General features: G+C 63.3%; 24 protein-coding genes. 7 read left to right on the plus strand and 17 right to left on the minus strand.

The features are described 5' to 3' along the window. Positions 1-21 precede the first annotated feature (21 nt). Positions 22-1497: an NADP-dependent succinate-semialdehyde dehydrogenase gene (gabD, locus tag ACJ8PL_RS11575; RefSeq protein ID WP_016927178.1), complete on the minus strand. Its 1476-nt coding sequence runs from the start codon at positions 1495-1497 to the stop codon at positions 22-24. A 214-nt stretch (positions 1498-1711) separates the two neighbouring features. Here gabD and ACJ8PL_RS11580 point away from each other — a divergent pair, with 214 nt between their 5' ends. Next, on the plus strand, positions 1712-1927 hold the full coding sequence (locus tag ACJ8PL_RS11580; protein ID WP_004935234.1) for a glycogen synthase: 216 nt from the start codon (positions 1712-1714) through the stop codon (positions 1925-1927). 37 nt (positions 1928-1964) lie between these two features. Here the strand turns inward: ACJ8PL_RS11580 and ACJ8PL_RS11585 are convergent, their stop codons facing one another. Further along, complete coding sequence (locus ACJ8PL_RS11585; protein ID WP_079451542.1) at positions 1965-2879, minus strand: pyridoxamine 5'-phosphate oxidase family protein; 915 nt, start codon at positions 2877-2879, stop codon at positions 1965-1967. A 4-nt stretch (positions 2880-2883) separates the two neighbouring features. Further along, positions 2884-3501: a glutathione S-transferase gene (locus tag ACJ8PL_RS11590; protein WP_016927180.1), complete on the minus strand. Its 618-nt coding sequence runs from the start codon at positions 3499-3501 to the stop codon at positions 2884-2886. Positions 3502-3599: 98 nt separating this feature from the next. On the opposite strand from ACJ8PL_RS11590, the gene ACJ8PL_RS11595 reads away from it, so the two are divergent. The 5 genes from ACJ8PL_RS11595 to ACJ8PL_RS11615 all read left to right on the plus strand — a co-directional run bounded on the left by ACJ8PL_RS11595 (position 3600) and on the right by ACJ8PL_RS11615 (position 8493). Beyond that, positions 3600-4511, plus strand: a complete 912-nt coding sequence (locus tag ACJ8PL_RS11595) for a LysR family transcriptional regulator (RefSeq protein ID WP_016927181.1) — start codon at positions 3600-3602, stop codon at positions 4509-4511. A 147-nt stretch (positions 4512-4658) separates the two neighbouring features. Further along, on the plus strand, positions 4659-5456 hold the full coding sequence (locus tag ACJ8PL_RS11600) for an alpha/beta hydrolase (RefSeq protein WP_016927182.1): 798 nt from the start codon (positions 4659-4661) through the stop codon (positions 5454-5456). Between the two features lies 1 nt (position 5457). Further along, a complete protein-coding gene (locus tag ACJ8PL_RS11605) occupies positions 5458-5829 on the plus strand; it encodes a RidA family protein (RefSeq protein ID WP_016927183.1) in 372 nt (123 codons plus the stop codon). A 58-nt stretch (positions 5830-5887) separates the two neighbouring features. Further along, positions 5888-7075, plus strand: coding sequence for an amino acid aminotransferase (locus tag ACJ8PL_RS11610; protein WP_016927184.1), 1188 nt, complete (start codon positions 5888-5890; stop codon positions 7073-7075). A gap of 20 nt (positions 7076-7095) precedes the next feature. Then, complete coding sequence (locus tag ACJ8PL_RS11615; RefSeq protein ID WP_016927185.1) at positions 7096-8493, plus strand: amino acid permease; 1398 nt, start codon at positions 7096-7098, stop codon at positions 8491-8493. A 39-nt stretch (positions 8494-8532) separates the two neighbouring features. Here ACJ8PL_RS11615 and paaY read toward each other — a convergent pair whose 3' ends face one another. The 13 genes from paaY to paaA form a co-directional block, all read right to left on the minus strand. Next, a complete protein-coding gene (paaY, locus tag ACJ8PL_RS11620) occupies positions 8533-9129 on the minus strand; it encodes a phenylacetic acid degradation protein PaaY (protein WP_016927186.1) in 597 nt (198 codons plus the stop codon). Positions 9130-9141: 12 nt separating this feature from the next. Continuing rightward, positions 9142-10080: a phenylacetic acid degradation operon negative regulatory protein PaaX gene (paaX, locus tag ACJ8PL_RS11625; RefSeq protein WP_016927187.1), complete on the minus strand. Its 939-nt coding sequence runs from the start codon at positions 10078-10080 to the stop codon at positions 9142-9144. Positions 10081-10158: 78 nt separating this feature from the next. Beyond that, positions 10159-11466 carry a phenylacetate--CoA ligase PaaK gene (gene paaK, locus ACJ8PL_RS11630; protein ID WP_016927188.1) on the minus strand — a complete coding sequence of 436 codons (1308 nt, stop codon included), beginning with the start codon at positions 11464-11466 and terminating at the stop codon, positions 10159-10161. Between the two features lie 15 nt (positions 11467-11481). After that, on the minus strand, positions 11482-12687 hold the full coding sequence (pcaF, locus tag ACJ8PL_RS11635) for a 3-oxoadipyl-CoA thiolase (RefSeq protein ID WP_079451541.1): 1206 nt from the start codon (positions 12685-12687) through the stop codon (positions 11482-11484). Continuing rightward, positions 12684-13124 (minus strand): hydroxyphenylacetyl-CoA thioesterase PaaI, encoded by a 441-nt coding sequence (gene paaI, locus ACJ8PL_RS11640; protein WP_016927190.1) that lies wholly within the window; start codon positions 13122-13124, stop codon positions 12684-12686. Before paaI ends, pcaF begins: the two co-directional genes overlap by 4 nt. Further along, positions 13121-14653, minus strand: coding sequence for a 3-hydroxyacyl-CoA dehydrogenase (locus ACJ8PL_RS11645; protein WP_442531172.1), 1533 nt, complete (start codon positions 14651-14653; stop codon positions 13121-13123). The genes paaI and ACJ8PL_RS11645 overlap by 4 nt, the downstream gene beginning before the upstream one ends. 2 nt (positions 14654-14655) lie before the next feature. Then, positions 14656-15447: a 2-(1,2-epoxy-1,2-dihydrophenyl)acetyl-CoA isomerase PaaG gene (paaG, locus tag ACJ8PL_RS11650; RefSeq protein WP_015378353.1), complete on the minus strand. Its 792-nt coding sequence runs from the start codon at positions 15445-15447 to the stop codon at positions 14656-14658. 3 nt (positions 15448-15450) lie between these two features. Further along, on the minus strand, positions 15451-16224 hold the full coding sequence (gene paaF / locus ACJ8PL_RS11655; protein WP_016927192.1) for a 2,3-dehydroadipyl-CoA hydratase PaaF: 774 nt from the start codon (positions 16222-16224) through the stop codon (positions 15451-15453). Between the two features lie 8 nt (positions 16225-16232). Continuing rightward, positions 16233-17291: a 1,2-phenylacetyl-CoA epoxidase subunit PaaE gene (gene paaE / locus ACJ8PL_RS11660; RefSeq protein ID WP_016927193.1), complete on the minus strand. Its 1059-nt coding sequence runs from the start codon at positions 17289-17291 to the stop codon at positions 16233-16235. Positions 17292-17304: 13 nt separating this feature from the next. Further along, positions 17305-17802: a 1,2-phenylacetyl-CoA epoxidase subunit PaaD gene (paaD, locus tag ACJ8PL_RS11665; RefSeq protein ID WP_060444593.1), complete on the minus strand. Its 498-nt coding sequence runs from the start codon at positions 17800-17802 to the stop codon at positions 17305-17307. 9 nt (positions 17803-17811) lie between these two features. Continuing rightward, complete coding sequence (paaC, locus tag ACJ8PL_RS11670; protein ID WP_442531173.1) at positions 17812-18570, minus strand: 1,2-phenylacetyl-CoA epoxidase subunit PaaC; 759 nt, start codon at positions 18568-18570, stop codon at positions 17812-17814. 8 nt (positions 18571-18578) lie between these two features. Then, positions 18579-18866 carry a 1,2-phenylacetyl-CoA epoxidase subunit PaaB gene (gene paaB, locus ACJ8PL_RS11675; protein ID WP_004935173.1) on the minus strand — a complete coding sequence of 96 codons (288 nt, stop codon included), beginning with the start codon at positions 18864-18866 and terminating at the stop codon, positions 18579-18581. Between the two features lie 21 nt (positions 18867-18887). After that, positions 18888-19826, minus strand: coding sequence for a 1,2-phenylacetyl-CoA epoxidase subunit PaaA (gene paaA, locus ACJ8PL_RS11680; protein WP_015378348.1), 939 nt, complete (start codon positions 19824-19826; stop codon positions 18888-18890). A gap of 316 nt (positions 19827-20142) precedes the next feature. Here paaA and paaZ point away from each other — a divergent pair, with 316 nt between their 5' ends. Further along, positions 20143-22209, plus strand: coding sequence for a phenylacetic acid degradation bifunctional protein PaaZ (paaZ, locus tag ACJ8PL_RS11685; protein ID WP_016927196.1), 2067 nt, complete (start codon positions 20143-20145; stop codon positions 22207-22209). A gap of 43 nt (positions 22210-22252) precedes the next feature. Here paaZ and ACJ8PL_RS11690 read toward each other — a convergent pair whose 3' ends face one another. Next, the gene (locus ACJ8PL_RS11690) at positions 22253-23146 is read right to left on the minus strand and encodes a Kdo hydroxylase family protein (protein WP_028128136.1); all 894 of its coding nucleotides are present in this window, start codon (positions 23144-23146) and stop codon (positions 22253-22255) included. Positions 23147-23552 lie beyond the last annotated feature (406 nt).

A 23552-nucleotide genomic window follows, 5' to 3' on the forward strand; every position in this document is an offset into this window, starting at 1 on the left:
CAGGTGCGGGGGCCGAACGCATCAGGCATCCACGCCGCCAAGGCATAGGTATTTGATTTCGAGATAGTCCTCGATGCCGTACTTCGATCCTTCGCGGCCCAAACCGGAGTGTTTCATGCCGCCGAACGGCGCTACCTCGGTGGAGATCAACCCTTCGTTGATGCCGACGATACCGTACTCCAGCGCTTCGGCCACGCGCATCACCCGGCCGATGTCTCGGCTGTAGAAGTAAGCGGCCAGGCCGAACGGCGTGTCGTTGGCCATCTCGACGGCGTCGGCCTCCTGGCTGAAGCGGATCAGGGGCGCCACCGGGCCGAAGGTTTCCTCGCGGAAGATTTTTGCCGTGCGCGGCACGTCGGTCAGGATGGTCGGGGTGAAGAAATTGCCGCCCAGCGCGTCAGGCTTGCCGCCCAGCAGCACCGAGGCGCCGTGCTCGACGGCGTCGGCGATATGCTCGCGCACTTTCTCCACCGCGTCCGGGTTAATCAACGGGCCGATGGTGACGCCGTCATCCAGGCCGTTGCCGACTTTCAGCTTGGCGACGGCGGCTTTCAGTTTGGCGGCGAAGGCGTCGTACACGCTGTCCTGCACCAGAAAACGGTTGGTGCAGACGCAGGTCTGGCCGGCATTGCGGTATTTCGAGGCGACCGCGCCGGCCACGGCGGCGTCCAGATCGGCGTCGTCGAACACGATAAACGGCGCGTTGCCACCCAGCTCCATGCTGGTTTTCTTGATGGTGGGCGCACACTGGGCCAGCAGCTGCGCGCCGACTTCGGTGCTGCCGGTGAAGGAGAGTTTACGCACGTCCTGGTTGGCGGTGAGCTCGCCGCCGATGCCTTTGCTGGGGCCGGTGATCACATTGCACACCCCGGCGGGCAGCCCGGCGCGCTCCGCCAGCACGGCGATCGCCAGCGCCGAGAACGGGGTCTGGCTGGCGGGGCGGATCACCCCGGTGCAGCCCGCCGCCCAGCCGGGGCCGGCTTTGCGGGTGATCATCGCCGCCGGGAAGTTCCACGGGGTGATGGCGGCGAACACGCCGATCGGCTCTTTCTGCACGATGATGCGGCGGCCCGTCTGGGGCTGCGGAATGGTGTCGCCGTAGACCCGCTTGCCTTCCTCGGCGAACCATTCGATAAAGGAGGCGGCATAGGCGATCTCACCGCGGCTTTCAGCCAGCGGTTTTCCCTGTTCCGCCGTCATGATGCGCGCCAGATCCTCCTGATTTTCCATCATCAGCTCAAACAGCCGCCGCAGTTTGCCGGCGCGCTCTTTGGCGGTCAGCGCACGCCAGGCGGGCAGCGCCTTCTTGGCGGCGGCGATGGCGCGCGCGGTTTCTTCGGCGCCGAAGGCCGGCACATGGCCAACCAACTCGCCGTTGGCGGGGTTATGGATGGCGATCGCGTGGCCTGCTTTGGCCGGCAACCATTGCCCGTCGATGTAATTGGCCTCGCGGAACAGCGTGGGGTCCTTGAGGGTAGCGCAGATGCTGGTGCTCATGAGTCTCTTCCTTCTTTGCTGAGTTCAACAGAGTGGTCTATCCCATACGGCTACCCTTTACCCTAGCAAATTTTGCCGCCGCCGTTTGCCCGCGCGGCAACAGGATGATCGTTTTCTTTATGCGCACCTTCTGTACAAAAAATATCCTCCGCCGGGCCGATACTGAAAGAGCAGGCATATGACCCTTTTCGATGTAATTAAAAGGAGTGTGCGAATGATGAAATCAGTGGACAGACATCTCGCGGCCTACGGCAGCGAAATGGATTTTTTGGCGTCGAGCATCGCTCTGATGGAATGGCAAGGGCGGCAGATTGACGCCGGGCAGGTGGCCGGCAATATGTCGGAGCAGCAAAGCCGCCTGTTCTTTGCGCGGTTGAATTATTTTCGTCAGCTTTATCAGGCCGCATCGGCGGCCGAACACAGCCTGTAATTTCCGATCCAGCCCCGCCGCAGCGGGGCTTTTCATTTCAGCGCTGCCACACCCCGGTCGCCAGCGTCGCCGGCGAATACTCCAGATTGCGCCCCCGCCACGGCAACGCTGCCGTAAAACGCCAGGCGCGACGAACGTCAAACCGCCAATAGCGTTCTGCGCCTTCAACGGCGGGATGCCCCTCCGCTTGCCAGAGGATCTGCGTTTCCCCCTGCAGATGCAGCACGTCGCCGCGTTCAAAATCGATGAACAGCAGCGCCGCCCGCGGTTCGGCCAGCAGATTGCCCAGCGTGTTCATATAGCGGTTGCCGCGAAAGTCCGGCATCCACAGCGTGTCACCTTCCAGGTGGATAAAGCCGGGGCGGCCGCCGCGATGAGAAATATCGATGCCGCCCTGCGTCAGTGCCAGGTGCGCGCAGCTGGCAACGAAGCTGGTATCCGCGGCGCGGATCAGCGCCTGCGCCGCCGCATCCAGCGAGGCTAAATGCTCAACCGGCTGTGGCCGGCTGTCCACCGGGTAGAGTTCGCGGCGCTGAATGTACTGCGGGCAGTTACCGAAGCTTTGTTGAACGACGATCTCCACCCGGTTTTTGTCGGTGCGGCCGACGGTGCCGTTGGCGCGGTTGCGTCGCCGGTTGCTGAAGTCGAGCCCGAGCGCGCCGATCGGTTTGCCGGGCAGCAACAGCGCCTGGGCGGGATCGTCGCTGCGACGCGGCGCGCTGATGCGTAAATGCGTGTCGTCCGGCGCGCGTAAAAATCCGGGCGGGCCGGTGAACAGGGTGGCGATCGGCCAGCCTTGTTCATCCAGCGTGGCGACGAACAGGTAGGGCAGCGCGGCGAAAAACGCGCGGTGCTGATCCGGCATCGCGGGATAGATGCCGCCGCCTACGCCGCCAAACCCGGCCAGCGTCTGCGCGCGCAGCTCGTCGGGATGGAACAGTTGCGGGATCATGGCGTCAGCTCCCCGCCGGCGCCGGCAGGGCCGGCATGGCGAAGAAACCGGGAAGCGCCGCGATGCGCGCCGTCCAGCGGCGTATCGCAGGGTAAGGCGCCAGCGAAATGCCGCCTTCGGCCGCGACCGCCACGTAGCTGTGGCAGGCCAGATCGGCGATGGTCGGGTGTTCGGTGGCCAGGTAGTCGCGCTCGCTCAGGTGCTGTTCCATCTGCGGCAGGAAACGATCGCTGATCGCCCGCGCCGCCTGATAATCCTCCGGCACGGCGAATTGGGCGATCAGTCGGCAAGAGGCCGGGCCGTAGCGAACTTCACCGGCGGCTTTGGAAAGCCAGGCTTGCACTTGCGCCGCCGCGGCCGGCTGTTCCGGCAGCCAGTGGCTGTCCGGCGCATAGCGTTTCACCAGATAGACCAGAATGGCGTTGCTGTCGGCCAGCGTCAGATCGCCGTCCTGCAAGACCGGGATCTGGCCTAACGGGTTGAGCCGGCGAAAGGCTGCGCTCTGCCGCACCTCCGCCGAGGCTTCGACCCATTCATAGGGCAGCGCCAGCATGCGCAGCAGCAACGCTACGCGGTGAACGTGGCCGGAAAGCGGGGTGCCGTAGAGAGTGATGGCGGACATGGCGTTTCTCCTCAGTGCTTTTTGTCAGCATACTCTTGCGCTGAGTGAGCGGAATACGGCAATGTGGAAATTGATAATTTCACTTTTCGGAAGAATCTATGGATCGGCTAGACGAGTTGGCCATCTTCGTGGCGGTGGTGCAGCAAGGCAGCCTGGCGGCGGCCGGGCGCAAACTGCGGCGTTCGGCGCCGGCGATCACCCGGGCCATCGCCGCGCTGGAACAGCGTTTTGGCACCCGGCTGGTGGAGCGCACCACCCGACGGCTGGCCCCCACCGAAGCGGGTATGCGGCTGTTGGAACGCGCGCAACAGCTGCTGCAGGATTATCAGGCGGTGGTGCAGGATACCGCCGAAGCGCAACTGAGCGGCTTGCTGCGCGTTACCTCGCCGGTGCAGTTCGGCCGCCGGTACGTGGCGCCGGTGGTGATGGCATTTCTCGATGACTACCCGCAGATGCAGATCGAAATGGTGTTGAACGATCGCAATCTCGATCTGATTGACGAAGGGTTGGATATCGCGGTGCGCATCGGTCATCTGCAGGACTCTTCCCGCGTGGCGCGGCGACTGGGGCAGGTCAGCCGGATGACGGTCGCCAGCCCGGATTACCTGGCGCGCTGCGGTGAACCGCGATCGCCGGCGCAGCTGGCGGAGCACGCCACCATCGTCGGCACCCAGCGGCCGTCGCTGCGCGAATGGCGCTTCGGCCCGCAGGAAAACGGCGAACGGGTGCGATTGGCTCCCCGACTGTTGCTCAACGACGTGGAAGCGCAACTGCTGGCGGTGCGCGCCGGCAAGGGCATCGCCCGGTTGCTCTCTTATCAGGTAGCGGACGATTTGGCCGCCGGTACGCTGGTGCGGCTGTTGACGGATCATGAGCCGTTGCCAATGCCGGTACAGCTGGTGGCGCAGCAGGCGCAACGCATGCCGCTGAAGGTGCGCGCCTTTTGGGATTATGCATTTGAACGGCTCAGCGCCTTGCCGCAAATTCAGCCGGACTGGCGGGGGAAATAAACGCAAAAAGTTTCATGGGTTAAACTTTTTCATTATTCTGCAGGTTTTATTTTACCGGGCGCGCATTGCTGGTGCGCCCGTCTTGACAATAATTTTGCCGGTGCTAATAGTTAATTTACATTTTAAATAATAAACGAAGTTTAATATATGAAACCACTTGCGGGGAGTTATGATAACGGCGCCACGGTGGATAATGAAGCGGCTATTTTGACTTCATTTCAAACCCGCAGCGCGGCTGTTTATAAACAGACGCGCCATGAAAATAATATTGCTTATGGCAACGGCGAACGCGAAACATTTGATTGGCTCTATTCTGCAAAGCAGCACCAGGGGACGTTAATTTTTATTCACGGCGGCTATTGGCAATTCTGCGATAAGGCGGATTTTGCCTTTATCGCCGCCGAACCGTTGGCGTTGGGTTTTGACGTGGTGCTGGTGGAATATGCGCTCGCGCCGGCGGTGGATCTTGACGAAATATGCCGACAGATCGGGGTGGCGTTGAATGCCATTCAGCGCCGCCTGCCGCCGCACTATGCCCATCCGGTTTATCTGTGCGGCCATTCTGCCGGCGGGCATCTGGCGGCGTTCTGGCAGCAGCATGCGTTGGTGGATGCCGTCTTTCCCATCAGCGGCCTGTTCGAGCTGGCGCCGCTGCAACAAAGCTATGTCAATCGGGCGCTGCAGCTGAGCGCGCGGCAAATTGAAACGCTCAGCCCGGCGCGCCGCCTGCCGACGCGCGGCAAGCCGCTTACGCTGTATTACGGCGCATTGGAGCTGCCGGAACTGAGAGGTCAGTCGCAACACTATCATGCGACGCTGCGTCAACGCGGGCTGCCGGCCGACCTGGTCGCGGTGCCCGGCGCCAATCATTTTACCATTCTGGATGCGTTGTTCGCCGCCGACGGCGCGCTGCTTCGCCAACTTAACCATCACGGGAACCACTGACATGCGCGAGATCGTAGAAACCGGGCTGCCGGAGATCGGCCAGCCTTTTTCCTGGGCCACCCGGGGTGGCGGCATGCTGTTTACCGCTCACGGCCCGGTGCGGGCGGACGGCAGCATCGACACCGGCGCACCGGAGCGACAGATTACGCTGACCTTCGATAATCTGGCGCAGACGCTGAAGGCGGCGGGCAGCCACAGCGATAAAGTGCTGCAGGTGGTCGTGTATCTCACCGACGTCAATGACGTTAAATTACTCGATGATATTTACCGGAAATACTTTAATTATCCTTATCCCAATCGCTCCACGGTCATTGTCGAAAAATTGGTGGTGCCGGGAATGAAAATAGAAATTACCGTCAGCGCCATCGCCTGATTTAATTTCTTCTTAAGTCAGTCTTAATATTAATTCAATAACGAGTTAAGGATGAGTCATGTTTAAACAGATTACACCTTCCGCCGCCGACCCTATTATGTCGCTCATGGAGACCTATTTGCAGGATCCCAATCCGAAAAAAGTGAATTTAGGCATTGGGCTGTATTACGACCGACAGGGGAATATTCCGCTGATGCAGGCGGTTGAGGCCGCCGAGCAGCGGTTGCTGGCGCTGCGTCGCCCGCACGGTTATCCGCCGATCGAAGGTTCGCCGCAGTTCGCTCGCCAGGTGCAGACGCTGCTGTTCGGTGAGCAACAGGCGGCCGAGATCGCCACGGTGCAGACCGTCGGCGGCTCCGGCGCGTTGAAGCTGGCGGCGGATTTTTTGCGCCACTTTCTGGCGCGCGGTGAAATTTGGGTGTCCGATCCCACCTGGGCCAATCACTGGGCGATTTTCGAAGGCGCCGGGCTGCGGGTGAATACCTATCCCTACTTTGATGAAGCGGCGGGCGGCCTGCGTTTCGCCGCCATGCTCGACGCGTTGGACAGCCTGCCGCCCGGCAGCGTGGTCCTGTTGCATCCTTGTTGCCATAACCCGACCGGCACCGATCTGACGGCGGAGCAGTGGCGCGCCACGCTCGCCGTGCTGCAGCGGCGTAACCTGCTGCCGCTGTTCGATATCGCCTATCAGGGCTTCGGCGACGGGCTGGAGGAGGACTGCTTTGCGTTGCGCGAAGCGCTGAAAACCGATCTGCCATTTTTGGTCTGCAACTCGTTTTCCAAAAACGTCGCGCTGTACGGCCAGCGTCTGGGCGCGCTGTCGGTGCGCTGCGCCGATGCGGAAAACGCCGTCAACGTCAAAGGGGCGTTAAAAACGCTGATCCGCCGCAGCTACTCCTGCCCGCCGACGCACGGCAGCCAGATCGTGGAAACTCTGCTTGGCGATGCCGAACTCGGCGAGCTTTGGCGCGATGAGCTGGCGGAAATGCGCTCGCGCATCAAGCAAATGCGTGAACAGCTGGCCGCCGGGCTGGCGCAGGGCGGTTCTTCGCTGGATCACCGGCGCATACGCGATCAGCGCGGCATGTTCAGCTATACCGGCCTGAATGAAGCGCAGCTGCAGACTCTGCGACAGCGCTACGCCATCTATCTGGTCTCACCCGGCCGCATGTGCTTGCCGGGGCTCAATCCCGGCAACATTGACTACGTGACCGCCGCCATTCTCGACGTCACCCGTACCGCCTAACTCCGCCCGGGAGCACAGCCATGCCACAGATGAATGATTTTGAGCATATCGCCCGCCGCCAGGGCGGGTTGAACAAGCATCTTACCGCCGGGCAGATGTCGATGCTGGCGATCGGCGGCGCCATCGGCACCGGGCTGTTTCTCGGCAGCGCCTACGCCATTCAGATGGCGGGGCCGTCGGTATTGCTGAGCTACCTGATCGGTGGCGTCATTGCGCTGCTGCTGATGGGCAGCCTGGCGGAAATGACCTCCGAACACCCGACGCCCGGCTCGTTCGGCGACTATGCCGAATTCTATCTCGGCCCGCTGTTCGGTTTTCTGGTGCGTTATTCTTACTGGTCTTGCGTGGTGCTGGCGGTGGGCACCGAAGTCACCGCCATCGGCATGTACATGCAGTTCTGGTTCCCGGCGACGCCGACCTGGCCGTGGGTGCTGCTGTTCTCGGCGGCGGTGATCGTTGTTAACGTGATCGGCGTGAAATCGTTCGGCCAGGTGGAATACGCGCTGTCCACCGTCAAAGTGACGGCGATCGTGGCGTTTATTCTGATCGGCATCGGCATTCTGGCGTTCTCGGGCAACCCGGCCTATGGCCTGCGCAACCTGACCGCCGGCGGCTTTATGCCGTTTGGCGTCAAGGGCATGTGGTTCGCCGTGATCGTGTCCATCTTCAGCTACCTGAGCATTGAAATGATCGCGGTGGCCGCCGGCGAGGCGAAGAATCCGGTGATTGCGGTGAAGGCGGCGTTCAAGGGCACCATCGTGCGGCTGTTCATCTTTTACATGCTGTCGATCGCCCTGATGCTGGCCATCGTGCCCTGGCGCCAGTCCGGCACCGGCGAAAGCCCGTTCCTGATGGCGATGAACGTGATCCATCTGCCCGCCGCTGCCGGTATTTTCAACTTTATCGTGCTGGTGGCGGCGCTGTCGGCAATGAACAGCCAGCTGTATATCACCACTCGCATGATGTTCTCGCTGTCGCGCGCCGGGCAGGCGCCGGCGGCGTTGGGGCGCGTCAGCCGGCGCGGTATTCCGGTCAATGCACTGGCGATGTCGTGCATCGGTATCGTGGTGTCTATCGTGCTGAGCTTGGTGGCGCCGGAAACCTCGTTCGCCGCCATGATGTCTATCTCGGTGTATGGCGCCTGCTTTACCTGGCTGATGATTTTCGTCACCCACCTGTTCTTCCGCCGCCGGCATCGGCAGACCCACCTGAAATTTCGCATGTGGGGCTTTCCCTATACCACCTTGCTGGGCGCCGGGCTGATGGCGGCGTTGATGATCTCGACCGCGTTTACCGAATTTTTCCGCATGACGTTGTGGTTCGGTATTCCGTTCACTCTGTTGCTGGTGGTGGCTTATCACTTCCAGAGCCGCCGCGCGGCTGAGCCGTCGCCGCTCAAGGCGCCGGAAGTGAAGTAATGCGGGGGAGGGGCTGAGGCGCGCCTTCAGCCCTTGTGACTACAGCTGGCTTTTCGGGATCAGGTGGTCGCCGAAACTCAGGCGTTGGCGGCCCGGCTCGATTTCGGCCAGCGGCGCCACTTCGTGCAGCGAGGATTTGCAGCGCTGCACCAGATCCTGATACTCGCGGGTGCCGGCGATCTTCCAGGCCAGCTCCTGTTCGGTCAGATCGCGCAGCACGCGCGCCGGGCTGCCGACCACCAGCTTGTTGGCTTCGATCACCGCCGCGGCTTTGACGAACGCCATCGCGCCGACGATGGTGTTCTCGCCGATCTCCGCACCGTCCATCACCACCGCGTTCATGCCCACCATCGCGTTGCGGCGAATGCGGCAGCCGTGCAGGATGGCGCCGTGGCCGATATGACCGTCTTCTTCCACCACCGTGTCCTGCTGCGGGAAGCCGTGCATCACGCAGTTGTCCTGAATGTTGGCGCCGTCGCAGATCACCAGGCGGCCAAAATCGCCGCGCAGGCTGGCGTTCGGGCCGATATACACGTGCTTGCCGACGATCACGTCGCCGATCAGCACCGCGGTCGGGTGCACGTAACTGCTGGGGTCAACGACCGGCGTCAGGCCGTCAATCTGATACACAGGCATAGCGTGAGTTCCTTAATATGTAGGGTCGCGCGGCAGGCCGCCGAAGCGCCGATAGTAGCCGGCGGCCGGCGCGGGCAGGGCGCCGATGGTGGTCTCCGCCAGCGCGCTGACGTATTCCGTCGCGGCGCGATCGACCTGCTGATAGAGATTGATGCACAGGTTGCGGGCGATCTGGCCCTCCCACTGCGCGGGCAGCAGCGCGTCCGGCAGCAACGGATCTTTCAACACCACGCGACGGAAGAAGTGAATCAATAATAGCTTAATCTGGAAGCAGCGCAGCGGCGTCAGCGCCGCCGGGTCGACTTCGCGCAGCAGCGCCATCAGCGGCCGGAAGGAGACGATAAACTCGTGATAGCCGGCCGCCACGTCGCTGAGCGACCAACAGTCGGCCACCAGTTTCTGCAGGGTTTGCTCGGAGCGGTTATAGGGGTAATCGGCGCGAAAGTAGATCACCTGCTCGCTGGCGTTCAGTTCGCCGAGCAGCGCCGTCACGTCGGTTTGCGCATGGGTGGGGGCGGCCATCAGATTGTTGGCGATTTGCCCGAACCCGAGCCAGCCCAGCTCTTTTTTCAGCCGCGCACGCGCGTTTTTTTCGGCGCATTCCAGCAGCAACAGCTCCCACTTGCCGTCCCAAGCGGGCTGCTCGCGCAGATAGATCTTCGATTCGGCGTGGCGGAACTGGCGCATTCCCTGCTCGGTCACGCGGTAGAAGCTGCGGCGGCCGATTTTCTCCACCGCCAGCCAACCTTCTTTTTGCAGGCGGAACACCGAGGTGCGCACGAAACGATCGCCGAAACCGAAGGCCTCCAGCAGCGCGCTCAGGCTGCCGAGCCACACTTCGCCGCCGCGGTGGCTGAGCGCGTCGCCGTACAGCGAAATGATCAGCGACGTGCCGCTGATCGGCTGGGCGTCGACGGCATGGCGAATGAACTCATCCAGTTTATGTTCCATATTTTTCCATGGGTTAGCCTTCGATGAGCCACAACATTAACATAATTTGGGGCGGCGTCATCCGTGACGCCGTGCGCCTCAGCGCGGCCGCAGATCGACCACGCGCTGCGCCTTGCCTTCCGAGCGCGGAATATCGCCGCAGTTGGCGATGCTGACGTCGGTGCTGACGCCCACGATCGATTTAATGTGATGGCGCAGCTGGTGGCAGATATCGCAACGCTGCTGATGGCTGAGGCTGAGCGCCGATTCTTTCAGCTCGACGCGCACCGCCAGCGTGTCGAGATGCCCGCTGCGGCTGACCTGCAGCTGATAGTGCGGCGACAGCTGCTCGAACTGCATGATCTGTTCTTCCACCTGCGACGGGAAGACGTTGACGCCGCGAATGATCAGCATGTCGTCGGAGCGGCCGGTGATCTTGCCCATGCGGCGCATCTGGCGCGCGTCGCCCGGCAGCAGCCGGGTGAGATCGCGGGTGCGGTAGCGGATCACCGGCAGCGCCTCTTTGGTCAGGGTGGTGAACACCAGTTCGCCGTGTTCGCCGTCCGGCAGGGCGATGCCGGTCTCCGGACAGATGATCTCCGGCAGGAAGTGGTCTTCCCAGATGGTGGGGCCGCCGCCGCTTTCCAGACACTCCATCGCCACGCCCGGCCCCATCACTTCCGACAGGCCGTAAATATCCAGCGCCTTGATGCCCATGCGGGTTTCGATTTCGTGGCGCAGGGCTTCGGTCCAGGGTTCGGCGCCGAACACGCCGAGCCGCAGCGAGCAGCCGCGTGCGTCGCCGCCCATTTTGCGTTCCAGTTCGTCGATCAGCGTCAGGCAATAGGACGGCGTCACCATGATGATGTCGGGTTTGAAGTCGAGGATCAGCTGCGCCTGGCGTTCCGTCTGGCCGCCGGACATCGGGATCACCGTCGCGCCGAGCCGCTCCGCGCCGTAGTGCGCGCCCAGGCCGCCGGTGAACAGGCCGTAGCCGTAGGCGACGTGCACCTTGTCTTTGGCGGTGGCGCCGCCGGCGCGCAGGCAGCGGGCGACGATATCGGCCCAATTATCGATGTCGCGCTGGGTGTAACCGACCACCGTCGGGCGGCCGGTGGTACCCGAGGAGGCATGGATGCGCACCACCTGCTCCATCGGCACTGCGAAGGTGTCGAACGGGTAGTTGTCGCGCAGATCCTGCTTGGTGGTGTAGGGGAAGCGCGCCAGATCGCTCAGCTGTTTGAGATCGTCGGGGTGTACGCCGGCCTGGTCGAATTTGCGTTTGTACATCGGCACATTGTCGTAGGCGTGGTGCAGCGTCCACTTCAGACGCGCCAACTGCAACGCTTCAATCTCATCGCGCGAGGCGAATTCGATCGTTTCGAGGGGCTGTGGATTTATTGTCATGGTTAGCCTCAGGGGTCAGACACGCTCAATGATCATGGCGATGCCTTGGCCGACGCCGATGCACATGGTGCAAAGCGCATAGCGGCCGGCTCGCCGTTCCAGTTCAAACAGGGCGGCCAGCGCCAGGCGCGCGCCGCTCATGCCCAGCGGGTGCCCCAGAGCGATCGCGCCGCCGTTGGGGTTAACCTGCGGGGCATCGTCCGGCAGGCCAAGCTGGCGCATCACCGCCAACGCCTGGGCGGCGAACGCTTCGTTCAGTTCGATGACGTCCATCTGCGCCAGGTTCAGCCCGGCGATCTCCAGCACCTTGCGGGTGGCCGGCAGCGGGCCGATGCCCATCAGGCGCGGCTCCACGCCGCAGGTGGCGGTGGCAAGGATGCGCGCGCGCGGCGTCAGGCCCTGGCGCGCCGCCATCGCTTCGGAGGCGACGATCAACGCCGCCGCGCCGTCGTTCAGGCCCGAGGCGTTGCCGGCGGTGACGCTGCCGGGCTGACGGAACGGGGTTTTCAGCGCCTGCAGCTGCTCGAAGGTGGTGTCGGCGCGCGGGTGTTCATCCTGGCTGAACAGGGTGACCGCGCCTTTTTTACCGGTGAGGCTGACCGGTGCTATCTCCTGCGCCAGGTGGCCCAGCGCCTGCGCCCGGGCGGCGCGCTGCTGGCTGCGCAGCGCAAAGGCGTCCTGATCGGCGCGGCTGATATTGAACTGCGCCGCGACGTTTTCGGCGGTCTCCGGCATCGAATCGGTGCCGAACTCGGCCTGCATCCGCGGATTGACGAAGCGCCAGCCGAGGGTGGTGTCGTACAGCTGCGCCTGGCGGCTGAAGGCGCTGTCGGCCTTGCCCATCACCAGCGGCGCGCGGGTCATCGATTCCGCGCCGCCGGCCAGCAGCAGCCCGGCGTCGCCGGCCTTGATGCTGCGCGCCGCCATCGCCAGCGCATCCAGGCCCGAACCGCACAGGCGGTTCACCGTAGTGCCGGAAACGCCGACCGGCAATCCGGCCAGCAGCAGCGCCATGCGCGCCAGATTGCGGTTGTCTTCCCCGGCCTGGTTGGCGCAGCCGAGGATCACGTCGTCCAGCTGCGCCCAATCCACCTGCGGATGGCGCTCCAGCAGCACGCGCAGCGGCAGGGCGGCGAGGTCGTCAGCGCGCACCTGGGCCAGCGCGCCGCCATAGCGGCCGATCGGGGTGCGCACGCCGTCGCAGATAAATGCCTGATTCATGCCTGATCTCCTAAAATGCTGTGACCGAGGCGGTGCGCGCGGCCACGGAACCAGGCGACGGTTTTGCCCAGTTGGTTAACGATCTCGACGTCGTACAGCCCGGTGGCTTTGCCCTGGTGGCGCACCGCCGCGCTGGCGGTGAGGCGATCGCCGGCCAGCGCCGGGCGGACGAAGTCGATGCTGCAGCCGGAGGCCACCGCCGCCAACCCCTGGCTGTTGCAGGCGTAGGCGAAGGCGGTGTCCGCCAGGCTGAACAGCTGGCCGCCGTGGCAGGTCTGGTGGCCATTGAGCATCTGCGGGCCGACGGTCATGCTGACCTGAGCGTACCCGGCGTCGACGGCGTCGATATGCATCCCCATCGCCTGAGCGCAGGTATCTTGCTGGAACATCTGTTCGGCGCAGCGCTGAGCCAGCGCGCGCGGCGTATTGGCGTTCATCGTTCGGCTCCTGAGAAAGAGGCGGGGGAAGCGTAGCGGCGCAGCAGCGGCATCGGGCGATAGCGCGCTTCGCCGTAATAGCGTTGCAGGTTTTCCAGCGTCGTCAGAATGTGGCGCCAGCCGAGTGCGGCGCCCCAGGCCAGCGGGCCGCGCGGATAGTTGACACCGCGCAGCATCGCCAGATCGGTATCTTCGGCGCCGGCGACGCCTTTGTTCACCACGTCGAGCGCTTCGTTGGCCAGCATGGCCAGAGTGCGCATCGTCAGCAGGCCGGGATAATCCGGCAGTTGAATGACCTGCTTGCCGAGGGACTGCAGCAGGCGAATCGCGTTGGCATTGTGTTGCGCGCCGTTTTGCGCCGCGCAGCTGATGGCGATGGCGGAGGCATGCGCATAGTCGGCACAGAGATCGAACAGCACCACGGGCGTTCCACGTTCGTCGGCCAGTTGGTCGGCGGTTTTACCATTGGTTAACATCAGTGTAACGTCGTCGATCGTGAGGTACGGGCTGGTCTGGCCAGGTTGTTTGATCGCCCCCGCATTTTCGATCAACAGTTCCGCCAAATCGGCCAGCGAAGACCAGTCGCCGTGCAGCGTGACGCGTTGCGGCGGCGCGGCCTGCGCCGGCGGCGCAAAGGCGATCATCTCTGCGGCGGGGCGTTGCGCGTCGTAGCGGTAGAAGCCGCGGCCGGATTTGCGGCCGAGATGTCCGGCGGCCACCAGCTCCTGCTGCACCAGTGAGGGGGTGAAGCGCGGATCCTGGTAGAAGGCCTGATACACCGAGTCGGTCACGGCGTAATTGACGTCCTGGCCGATCAGATCGGTCAACTGCAGCGGGCCCATGGCGAAGCCGCCGGCGTCGCGCATGACTGCATCCAGGGTGGCGGCGTCGGCCACCCGTTCCTCCAGCGCGCGCAGGGTTTCGGCGTAGAATGGCCGCGCCACGCGGTTGACGATGAATCCCGGCGTCGAACGGCACACGACGCTCTGCTTACCCCAGCGCTGCGCCAGGGCCTGCAGCGCGGCGAGGGTCTCGGCCCCGGTTTCCAGACCGCTGACGATCTCCACCAGCTTCATCAGCGGCGCCGGGTTGAAGAAGTGCAGCCCGGCCATGCGCGCCGGGTGTTGCAAGGCGCCGGCGATGGCGGTGATTGACAGCGAGGAGGTATTGCTGGCGAACAGCGCCGTGGGCGAGCAGACCGCTTCCAGATCGCGGAACAGGCTCTGCTTGATCGCCAGATTTTCCGCCACCGCTTCAATCACCAGCGCGCAGTCGGCCAGTTGCTCGAGCGAGTCGGCGCGTTCGAGGCGCGCCAGCAGCGCCTCGGTGGCGTTTACGTCGGCCTTGCCGCCGTCGACCCGCTGCCGCAGGCGGCGAGCGAGTTCGTCGATCGCGCGCTGGGCGGCGGCGGGCGCGATATCGAACAGCCGTACCGGGTGGCCGGCGGCGGCGGCCACCTGGGCGATGCCGATGCCCATGGTGCCGGCGCCGATCACCGCCACCTGGCCATTAAGAAGGGGCGCGTTCATGGCTATTTCCCGCTGAAATTTGGCGTGCGTTTGGCGAAGAATGCGCTGACGCCTTCGCGATAGTCGTCGCTGCGGCCCCCCAATCGCTGCAGATCGCGTTCCAGATCGAGCTGTTGATCGAGGCTGTTGGTGGCCGAGCTGTAGATGGCTTTCTTGATTAGCCCCAAACCGTAGGTCGGCTGGGTGGCCAGATGGCGCGCCAGCGTTTGCGTGCGGTCGGCCAATTCATCCGCCGGCACCACCTGCCAGATCATGCCCCACTCCAGCGCCTGTTGAGCGCTGATTTTGTCACCCAGCAAGGCCATGCCCATCGCGCGGGCGTGGCCGGCCAGCCGCGGCAGGAACCAACTGCCGCCGGAATCAGGCACCAACCCCAGACGGCAGAACGACTGAATAAAGCCGGCGTTGTCGGCGGCGATGACGATATCGCACGCCAGGGCCAGCGCGGCGCCGGCGCCGGCCGCCACGCCGTTGACTGCGCATACCACCGGTTTCGGCAGGGCGGTCAGGCGGCGGATCAGGGGGTTGTAGAAACGTTCGACCGACAGGCCGAGATCCGGCGCCTGTTGATCGGCGCTGACGTTGCGATCGTTGAGATCCTGCCCGGCGCAGAAACCGCGCCCGGCACCGGCGATCAGCAGGCAGCGCACGCTGTCGTCGCGCTCGGCTTGCGTCAGCGCTTCGCTCAGCTGGCGATGCATCTCGTCGTTAAAGCTGTTGAGCCGATCCGGCCGGTTGAGGGTCAGCGTCAACACGCCGGCGTCGAGATGGCTGAGAATCAATGCGTTATCCATAAATCAGCGCCCCTGATAGTTTGGCGTACGTTTTTCGAAAAAGGCGGCGATGCCTTCGCGGCGATCGTCGGTGGCGGCCAGGGTGACAAATTGCTGACGCTCCATCGCCAGCCCCTGGCTAAGGCCGATTTCCTCGGCCTGTTTCAGCGCCTGTTTGGCGGCGCGCAGCGCCAGCGGCGCCTGGCGGCTGATGCGATCGGCAATCTGCTGCGTGCGCTCCAGCGTCAGGGCATCGACACATACTTCGCTGATCAGGCCGGCCTGCAGCGCGGTGCGGGCGTCGATGGCTTCGCCGGTCAGTACCATCTGGCTGGCGCGCGCCTTGCCGACGCAGCGGATCAGACGCTGGGTGCCCCCGGCGCCCGGCATCAGGCCGAGGGTGATCTCCGGCAGGCCGAAGCGGGCGCTTTCGCCGCCGATGACGATGTCGCAGGCCAGCGCCAGCTCGCAGCCGGCGCCCAGGGCATAACCGTTCACCGCCGCCAGCAGCGGTTTGCTGAACTGCGTCAGCCGTTGCCACAGCTGCGGACGGCGATCCGCCAGCGTGGCCGGCAGATCCTGCTGTTGCAGTTCGCGCAGATCGGCGCCGGCGGCGAAGAAGCGCGCCGCGCCGGCGATCACCACGGCGCCCACGCCGCTGTCGGCGTCGGCCTGCTCCAGCCGGGCAACCAGCTGTTCCAGACACGGCGTGCTCAGGGCATTACGCGCCTCCGGGCGATGCAGCGTCAGCGTGACCACGCGGTGTTGCTGCTGATGCAAAATAAAGGGGGTGTCCATCGCGGCTCCTAGACGTCGAAGTCCAACACCACGCCGTCGCCTTTCGGCCACGACTGGCAGCTCAATACATAGCCCGCCGCCAACTGATCCGGCTCCAGGCTGTAGTTGACGCCCATCTCCACCTGGCCGGCCTTGAGACGGCATTTGCAGGTGGCGCACACGCCGCCTTTGCAGGCGTAGGGCAGATCGGCACCCTGGCGCAGCGCGGCATCGAGAATGCTGTCGTCCTGTTCGCCGACCTCGATATCCAACCGGCGGCCGTCGAGCAGGATCGCCACCCGGGTGGCGTTGCGATCGCCGCTGTGGCGCGGGCGGGTGACCAGGCCGCTGGTGTTGAAGCGTTCGCTGTGGATGTGATTGGCCGGTACGCCGGCCTGCTCCAGCACGGTCTGCGCGTCGTCCATCATCGATTCCGGCCCGCAGATAAAGGCGTGGTCATAGTCGCGGAAATCCAGCAGCGCGCCGCCGATCGCCGCCAGGCGTTCACGGTCTATGCGGCCGCTGAGCAGCGGGCTGTCGAGGCTCTCTTGGCTGAACAGGTACAGCGGCTGAAAACGCTGCGGGTAGCGGTTTTTCAGATCCGACAGCGCCTCTTTGAACATCATCGAACGGCTGTTGCGGTTGCCGTAGATCAGGGTGAACCTGCTGCCCGGTTCGAACTGCAGCGTTGCCTTGATGATCGACAGCATCGGTGTGATGCCGGAGCCGGCGGCGATCGCCAGGTAGTTGCCGCGGCGCTCCGCCTGCGGCTGATAGCCGAAGCGCCCCTGCGGCACCATCACTTCCAGCGCATCGCCGACTTTCAGCATGCGGTTGACGAAGCCGGAGAAACGGCCCTGATCAATCGCTTTTACGCCGATCTGCAGCAGGCCTTCCTGCGGCGAACTGCAGATGGAATAGCAACGCCGCAGTTCTTCGCCGTTGACTAGCGCCTTGAGCGTCAGGTGCTGGCCGGGGGTATAGCGGTATTGGTTTTGCAGCTCTTCGGGCACCCGCAGGGTGATGGCTACGGCGTCCGGCGTTTCGCGCTCGATGGCGGCGACGCTCAGGCGATGAAAGACCGTCATGGTGTCAGCGCTCCTATATGCATTTGAAATAGTCGAACGGTTCCCGGCAGTCGCAACAGCGGTACAGCGCTTTACAGGCGGTGGAGCCGAACTCGCTGATCTTCTCGCTGTGGGTGCTGCCGCAGCGCGGGCAGGCTACCGGGCCGTGGGCATGCGGCCGATCGCAGGTGTGGCCCTGCGGCGGCGCTACGCCGTATTGCCGCAGCCGCTCGCGGGCGTCGGCGTTCATCCAATCAGTGGTCCAGGCCGGGCTGAGACGGATGTCCACCTGCACCGGGCTGAAGCCGGCGGCCGTCAGCCGCTGCTCAATGGCGTTGAGCAGAAATTCGGTGGCCGGGCAGCCGGAATAGGTTGGGGTGAAGGTCACGCGCCAGCCGCTGCCGTCGCGGGCCACGTCGCGCACCATGCCCAAATCGGTAATCGACAGCACCGGCAGTTCGGGATCGCTGATCTGTTGCAGACAGTGCCAAATCTGCGGGATTTCAGCGGGTTGCAAACGAGTGACGTTCATCGCAGCCTCCTACCATTGGCCGTTTGGATAGGCGCGTTGCAGGAACTGCATCTCCGCCAGCAGCGGGCCGAGGTGTTCACTGTGTCGGCCTTGTTTGCCGCCGTGCCGGAACGCCTGCTCGGCGGGCAGCGTCAACGTCGCCTGGCGCAGCGTCTCCTCCACCTGCGCTTGCCAGGGAGCCTGCAGCTGGCGCGGATCGACGGCGATGCCCTGTTCCGCCAGCTCAAGCTCCAGCGCGTCGGCGTGGAACAGCTCGGCGGTGAAGCGCCACAGGTTATCCAGCGACTGCTGGATCTTGCGGTGGCTGATGTCGTTGCCGTCGCCGAGGCGGATCATCCAGCCGCGGCTGAAGCGCAGGTGGTAATCGGCCTCCTTCAATGACTTGGCGGCGATGGCGGCGATCTGCGCATCGCCGCTGCGGCTCAACGCCTGATGCAGCTGCACGTGGTAGACGTCGAGCAGGAACTGGCGCACCAACGTGTCGTTGAAACCGCCGTTCGGCTGTTCCGCCAGCAACAGGTTATGAAACTGGCGTTCGTCGCGGCCGAAGGCCAGGCTGTCTTCGCTGCAGGGCGGCCCGGCCAGTTCGGCGGCGTAGCTCAGGAAGTTGCGCGCCTGGCCGAGCAGATCGAGTCCGATGTTGGCCAACGCCAGATCGATTTCCAGCTCGGGCGAGTGGCCGCACCAGGCGCACAGACGCTGGGCGAGGATCAAAGGCGTGTCGCCCTGGCGGAGCAAATAGCTGATGCGCGGATCGTTAACCGTCATGGTCGCCTCTACATGTTCTTGATGCCGTCGGGAATGGTGTAAAACGTCGGATGACGGTAGATCTTGTCTTCGGACGGATCGAAGAAGGCGCCGCGGTCTTCCGGCTGCGAGGCGATCAGATGGCGGGATTGCACCACCCAAATCGAGCAGCCTTCATTACGGCGCGTGTAGGCGTCGCGGGCGTTTTCCAGCGCCATTTGGTCGTCGGCGGCGTGCAGGCTGCCGACGTGGCGATGCGCCAGCCCTTGTTTGCTGCGGATAAACACTTCATACAGCGGCCATTCAACGTGGCTCATGATCTCGGTTCCTTATGTTGGCTATGCGGCGGAAGCGGCGTTTTTCGCGGCGTGGGCCATGGCGCCGTCACGCACCCAAGCGCCGTCTTCCCAGGCGCGGCGTTTGGCCTGCAGGCGTTCGTGGTTGCATTGGCCACGCCCTTTGATCACCTCATGCAGCTCGCTCCAGTCGATCTCGCCGAAGCGATAGTGGCCGGCGGCGGCATCCCAGTGCAGATCCGGATCCGGCGCCGTCATGCCCAGCGCTTCCAGCTGCGGTACGGTGTTGTCGACGAACTTCTGCCGCAGCTCATCGTTGCTGTGGCGTTTGATCTTCCACGCCATGCTCTGGGCGCTGTGGGGGGAGTCGGCGTCGCTCGGGCCGAACATCATCAGCACCGGCCACCAGAAGCGATCGATGGCGTCCTGCAGCATGGCGCGCTGCGTGTCGCTGCCGTTGGCCATCGCCATTACCGCCTCATAGCCCTGGCGCTGGTGGAAGCTTTCCTCTTTGCAGATCTTCACCATCGCCCGCGCATAGGGGCCGTAGGACGCGCGGCACAGCGCCACCTGGTTGACGATGGCGGCGCCGTCGACCAGCCAGCCGATCACGCCGATATCCGCCCAGTTGAGCGTGGGGTAATTGAAGATAGAGGAGTACTTCATCTTGCCGTCGAGCATCTTTTGGTAGATGTCCTGGCGCGAACAGCCGAGGGTCTCGGCGGCGCTGTAGAGGTACAGACCGTGGCCGGCCTCATCCTGCACTTTGGCCAGCAGCACCGCCTTGCGGCGCAGCGTGGGGGCGCGCGTCAGCCAGTTGGCTTCCGGCAGCATGCCGATGACTTCCGAGTGGGCGTGTTGGCCGATTTGCCGAATCAGGTTCTGACGATAGGCGTCCGGCATCCAGTCTTTGGCCTCAATGGCGATATCCGCCGCGATCTTGTCGTCGAAATGCTGCTGATACTGTGCGTCAGTTGTCATGCTTGCCTCTTGGTGATTCGTATTTTTCACATTAAATATAAAAATGTGAATCACTTTAACTAACCATAAGGCTACAAACTGATAACAAAAAGATCAAACGAGATTTATGTGGTTTTGCGAGCTCACTCACAAGTGTTTGTGTTAATTTTTTGATTTTATTTAATAAATAAAAGCAATGACTCCGTATTAACGCCGGAAAATCGGCTTGAAAGCGCTTCTTGTTCTCTTTTTGTTAAAATTGAGTTTGGCGTCGACTGGCATTTATGTGATACGTAATTAAGCTGTATGGTGAAAATTTATGAATTCCGGAGGGCACATGCAGCAGTTACACAGTTATCTTTCTGGCGCCTGGGTGTACGGGCAGGGAGAGGCGCGCGAGATCCGTCACGCCGTGACCGGCGAAGCGTTGTACCAGGTCTGCTCCGACGGCCTGCCGTTAGCGGCGAGCCTGAGCTATGCGCGCAGCCACGGCGGCCCGGCGCTGGCGCACATGACATTCCAGCAGCGCGCCCAGATGCTGAAAGCGGTGGCGAAACACCTGCTGGCGCATAAAGAGGCGCTGTATCAGATTTCCTATCAAACCGGCGCGACGCGCGGCGACGGCTGGGTCGATATCGAAGGCGGCATCGCCACGCTGTTCGCCTATGCCGGCATGGCCGGCCGCGATCTGCCGGATGATACGCTGTGGCCGGAAGATGAGCTGATCCCGCTGTCGAAGCAGGCGCAGTTCGCCGCCCGCCACGTATTGACCTCGCGCCCCGGCGTGGCGCTGCATATCAACGCCTTCAACTTCCCTTGCTGGGGCATGCTGGAAAAACTGGCGCCGACCTGGCTGGCGGGCATGCCGGCCATCATCAAGCCGGCCACCGCCACCGCGCAACTGACGCAGGCGATGGTCAGGCTGATCGTCGACAGCGGGCTGGTGCCGGAAGGGGCGCTGCAGTTGGTATGCGGCGGCGTCGGCGACATGTTTGCGCACCTGGATTACCAGGATGCGGTGACCTTTACCGGCTCGGCGCAGACCGGGCAGCGGCTGCGGGCGCATCCGCGCCTGTTGGAAAAATCGATCGCGTTCACCATGGAGGCGGATTCGCTCAACTGCTGCGTGCTGGCGGAAGACGTGACGCCGGAGATGCCGGAATTTGCGCTGTTTATCAAAGAAGTGTGCCGTGAAATGACTGCCAAGGCGGGGCAGAAATGCACCGCGATCCGCCGCATCATCGTGCCGGCGGCGCAGGTGGCGGCGGTACGTCAGGCCTTGTTGCAGCGTCTGGCGGGAGTGACGGTGGGCGACCCGCAGTTGGAGCAGGTGCGCATGGGGGCGCTGGTCAGCCACGAGCAGCGTGATGATGTGCAAAGCAAGGTGGAGTTCCTGCTGCGCAACGGCTGCGAACCGCTGTGCGGCGCGTCGCTGGATAAGCTGGAAGTCATGGGCGACGGCGCGCGCGGCGGGGCGTTTTATCCGCCGACCCTGCTGTATTGCGCCGATCCGTTCACCCATCAGGCGGTGCACGGCACTGAGGCCTTCGGCCCGGTGGCGACGCTGATGCCGTATGCGGATACCGAGCAGGCGATCGCGTTGGCGTTGCTGGGGCAGGGCAGCCTGGCGGGATCGCTGGTGACCGCCGATCCGGCATTGGCCAAGCGATTCATTCGCGCGGCGGCGTGCGCCCATGGCCGCATGTTGATTTTGGATGAACAGGCGGCGGCGGAGTCCACCGGCCACGGTTCGCCGCTGCCGATGCTGGTGCACGGCGGCCCGGGGCGCGCCGGCGGCGGTGAAGAGCTGGGTGGACTGCGCGCGGTGAAGCACTATATGCAGCGTACGGCGATCCAGGGCAGCCCGGCGATGCTGGCGGCCATCGGCGGCGAATGGGTGCGCGGCGCGCCGGTCGCCGAACACCCGGTGCACCCGTTCCGGAAATACTTCGAGCAGCTGCAGCTGGGCGACAGCCTGTTGACCGCGCGCCGCACCGTGACCGAAGCGGATATCGTCAACTTCGCCTGCCTGAGCGGCGACCACTTTTACGCGCACATGGACAAGATCGGCGCTGCCGATTCGCTGTTCGGCGAGCGGGTGGCGCACGGTTACTTTGTGGTGTCCGCCGCGGCTGGGCTGTTTGTCGACGCCGCCGTCGGGCCGGTGATCGCCAACTATGGCATGGAGAATCTGCGCTTTATCGAACCGGTGAAGATCGGCGACACCATTCAGGTGCGGCTGACCTGCAAAAAGAAAATCCGCAAGCCGCAAAAAACCGCCGAAGATCGGCCGCACGGCGTGGTGGTGTGGGATGTTCAGGTGTTGAATCAGGAGCAGCAACCGGTGGCGCTGTACAGCATCCTGACGCTGGTGGCGCGCCAGCAAGGGGACTTCGAGGCATAATGCGCGTTTCGCCGCCGCCGGCATCCCGGCGGCGGCGAGTCATTCAGATCAGCGGCTGCCCGCGCAGCTGTTCCAACACTTTCAGCGGCGAACGCTGCGGATCCTGCATCTTGTTCACCGGCAACAGGAAGGTCTGTTCCAACATAAACTGGCCGCCCATCGCGGCGTGCGGCGTTTGATCCGAGAAGCAAATCCAGCTGCTGCCCGGCGGGAATTCCAGCGCCAGCTGCGGACCCCGTTGCTGATAATCACCGTCGGCCTTCATGGCGTCATGCAACTGCAGCATCAGGTGGTCATAATGGCTGCGCCGGGTTTTGGTGATGCGCACCTGGTGCTGCAGCCAGCTGCTGAAGGCGGAATAGCGCGCGAGGCGCGGCATAAAGCGTTGCGCAAGTTCAGGAAACGGCTCGCCGACGCGCCATTGGCGACGCTCGCCGTGCGGGTTGATGTTGGTGAAAATGCGCAGAATGCGTTCGCCATAGTTCGGGCGCGACGGGAAAGCGTCAACGTGCAGGCGGCTGTCGTCTTTGCGCCAGGAACTGGTCGCCCGCCAGGCGGAAACCGGGTGCAAACGCAGGCTGCCGGTGGGGTGGTGCAGCGCCTCCTGATACTCGGGCAACAGCCCGGCGATCAGCTGGCGGCAAGATTGATAATAGCGCTCCAGCAGTTGCTGAACCTGTTGCCGGCGTTCCGCGACGGCGACGCCGCTCAGTTTGCCGGACAGCGGTTGATAGCTGATGTTTTTGCGTTTCGGATCGACCAACGTCGGATCCAGCAGCGGCATTTCCTGCTCAGATAGAGTGAAGGCCAGCTCGGGCAGAAACAGCACCTTGCCCTGTTCCAGTTCGCTGACCGCGCTGGATGCTTCCGCTGCCGCCCATTGTCGCAACGGCAGCGTCAGGACGGCCTGTTCACGCATAATATCGCCAGTAGGCATGAGATCTCCTCGCAAATCTATATCGCTTTATTCCCGCTTTCAGGTTGCCGCGTGGTTGGCTGCACTGGCTTGCGCCGTGGCTGGCTGGAGCGGCGTCAACAGGCCGCCCAATTGCAACGTGAAATTTGTGGGTTCTATTATGGATGTATCAGCAGGGCGCAGTGCGCCGAAGCGTGCGATGGCTTCCTGATATAGAGAATAGTCCTGATAAGAGTATCACCGGCAATACCAATGAAAAGTAAACGAGGGCTAAACGGAGCTACGTGTAGGCACGAATAATCAAAAATGGCACGAATTGTCTGCGGAATGGCGAGTTTTTTATCTCATTGAATTTTAATAGAAATAAATATTGCGCTTATTATTGGCGTTATTTTATCCAGAGCGCAGGGTAAACCGGGGAAATAAT

The sequence above is a fragment of the Serratia sp. CY83965 genome (assembly GCF_052166375.1).
GTDB lineage: Bacteria > Pseudomonadota > Gammaproteobacteria > Enterobacterales > Enterobacteriaceae > Serratia > Serratia marcescens.

Coding starts and splice junctions, on each gene's coding strand:
- gabD (WP_016927178.1), bottom strand. CDS start 1,497: ATGAGCACCAGCATCTGCGCTACCCTCAAGGACCCCACGCTGTTCCGC.
- ACJ8PL_RS11580 (WP_004935234.1), top strand. CDS start 1,712: ATGATGAAATCAGTGGACAGACATCTCGCGGCCTACGGCAGCGAAATG.
- ACJ8PL_RS11585 (WP_079451542.1), bottom strand. CDS start 2,879: ATGATCCCGCAACTGTTCCATCCCGACGAGCTGCGCGCGCAGACGCTG.
- ACJ8PL_RS11590 (WP_016927180.1), bottom strand. CDS start 3,501: ATGTCCGCCATCACTCTCTACGGCACCCCGCTTTCCGGCCACGTTCAC.
- ACJ8PL_RS11595 (WP_016927181.1), top strand. CDS start 3,600: ATGGATCGGCTAGACGAGTTGGCCATCTTCGTGGCGGTGGTGCAGCAA.
- ACJ8PL_RS11600 (WP_016927182.1), top strand. CDS start 4,659: ATGAAACCACTTGCGGGGAGTTATGATAACGGCGCCACGGTGGATAAT.
- ACJ8PL_RS11605 (WP_016927183.1), top strand. CDS start 5,458: ATGCGCGAGATCGTAGAAACCGGGCTGCCGGAGATCGGCCAGCCTTTT.
- ACJ8PL_RS11610 (WP_016927184.1), top strand. CDS start 5,888: ATGTTTAAACAGATTACACCTTCCGCCGCCGACCCTATTATGTCGCTC.
- ACJ8PL_RS11615 (WP_016927185.1), top strand. CDS start 7,096: ATGCCACAGATGAATGATTTTGAGCATATCGCCCGCCGCCAGGGCGGG.
- paaY (WP_016927186.1), bottom strand. CDS start 9,129: ATGCCTGTGTATCAGATTGACGGCCTGACGCCGGTCGTTGACCCCAGC.
- paaX (WP_016927187.1), bottom strand. CDS start 10,080: ATGGAACATAAACTGGATGAGTTCATTCGCCATGCCGTCGACGCCCAG.
- paaK (WP_016927188.1), bottom strand. CDS start 11,466: ATGACAATAAATCCACAGCCCCTCGAAACGATCGAATTCGCCTCGCGC.
- pcaF (WP_079451541.1), bottom strand. CDS start 12,687: ATGAATCAGGCATTTATCTGCGACGGCGTGCGCACCCCGATCGGCCGC.
- paaI (WP_016927190.1), bottom strand. CDS start 13,124: ATGAACGCCAATACGCCGCGCGCGCTGGCTCAGCGCTGCGCCGAACAG.
- ACJ8PL_RS11645 (WP_442531172.1), bottom strand. CDS start 14,653: ATGAACGCGCCCCTTCTTAATGGCCAGGTGGCGGTGATCGGCGCCGGC.
- paaG (WP_015378353.1), bottom strand. CDS start 15,447: ATGGATAACGCATTGATTCTCAGCCATCTCGACGCCGGCGTGTTGACG.
- paaF (WP_016927192.1), bottom strand. CDS start 16,224: ATGGACACCCCCTTTATTTTGCATCAGCAGCAACACCGCGTGGTCACG.
- paaE (WP_016927193.1), bottom strand. CDS start 17,291: ATGACGGTCTTTCATCGCCTGAGCGTCGCCGCCATCGAGCGCGAAACG.
- paaD (WP_060444593.1), bottom strand. CDS start 17,802: ATGAACGTCACTCGTTTGCAACCCGCTGAAATCCCGCAGATTTGGCAC.
- paaC (WP_442531173.1), bottom strand. CDS start 18,570: ATGACGGTTAACGATCCGCGCATCAGCTATTTGCTCCGCCAGGGCGAC.
- paaB (WP_004935173.1), bottom strand. CDS start 18,866: ATGAGCCACGTTGAATGGCCGCTGTATGAAGTGTTTATCCGCAGCAAA.
- paaA (WP_015378348.1), bottom strand. CDS start 19,826: ATGACAACTGACGCACAGTATCAGCAGCATTTCGACGACAAGATCGCG.
- paaZ (WP_016927196.1), top strand. CDS start 20,143: ATGCAGCAGTTACACAGTTATCTTTCTGGCGCCTGGGTGTACGGGCAG.
- ACJ8PL_RS11690 (WP_028128136.1), bottom strand. CDS start 23,146: ATGCCTACTGGCGATATTATGCGTGAACAGGCCGTCCTGACGCTGCCG.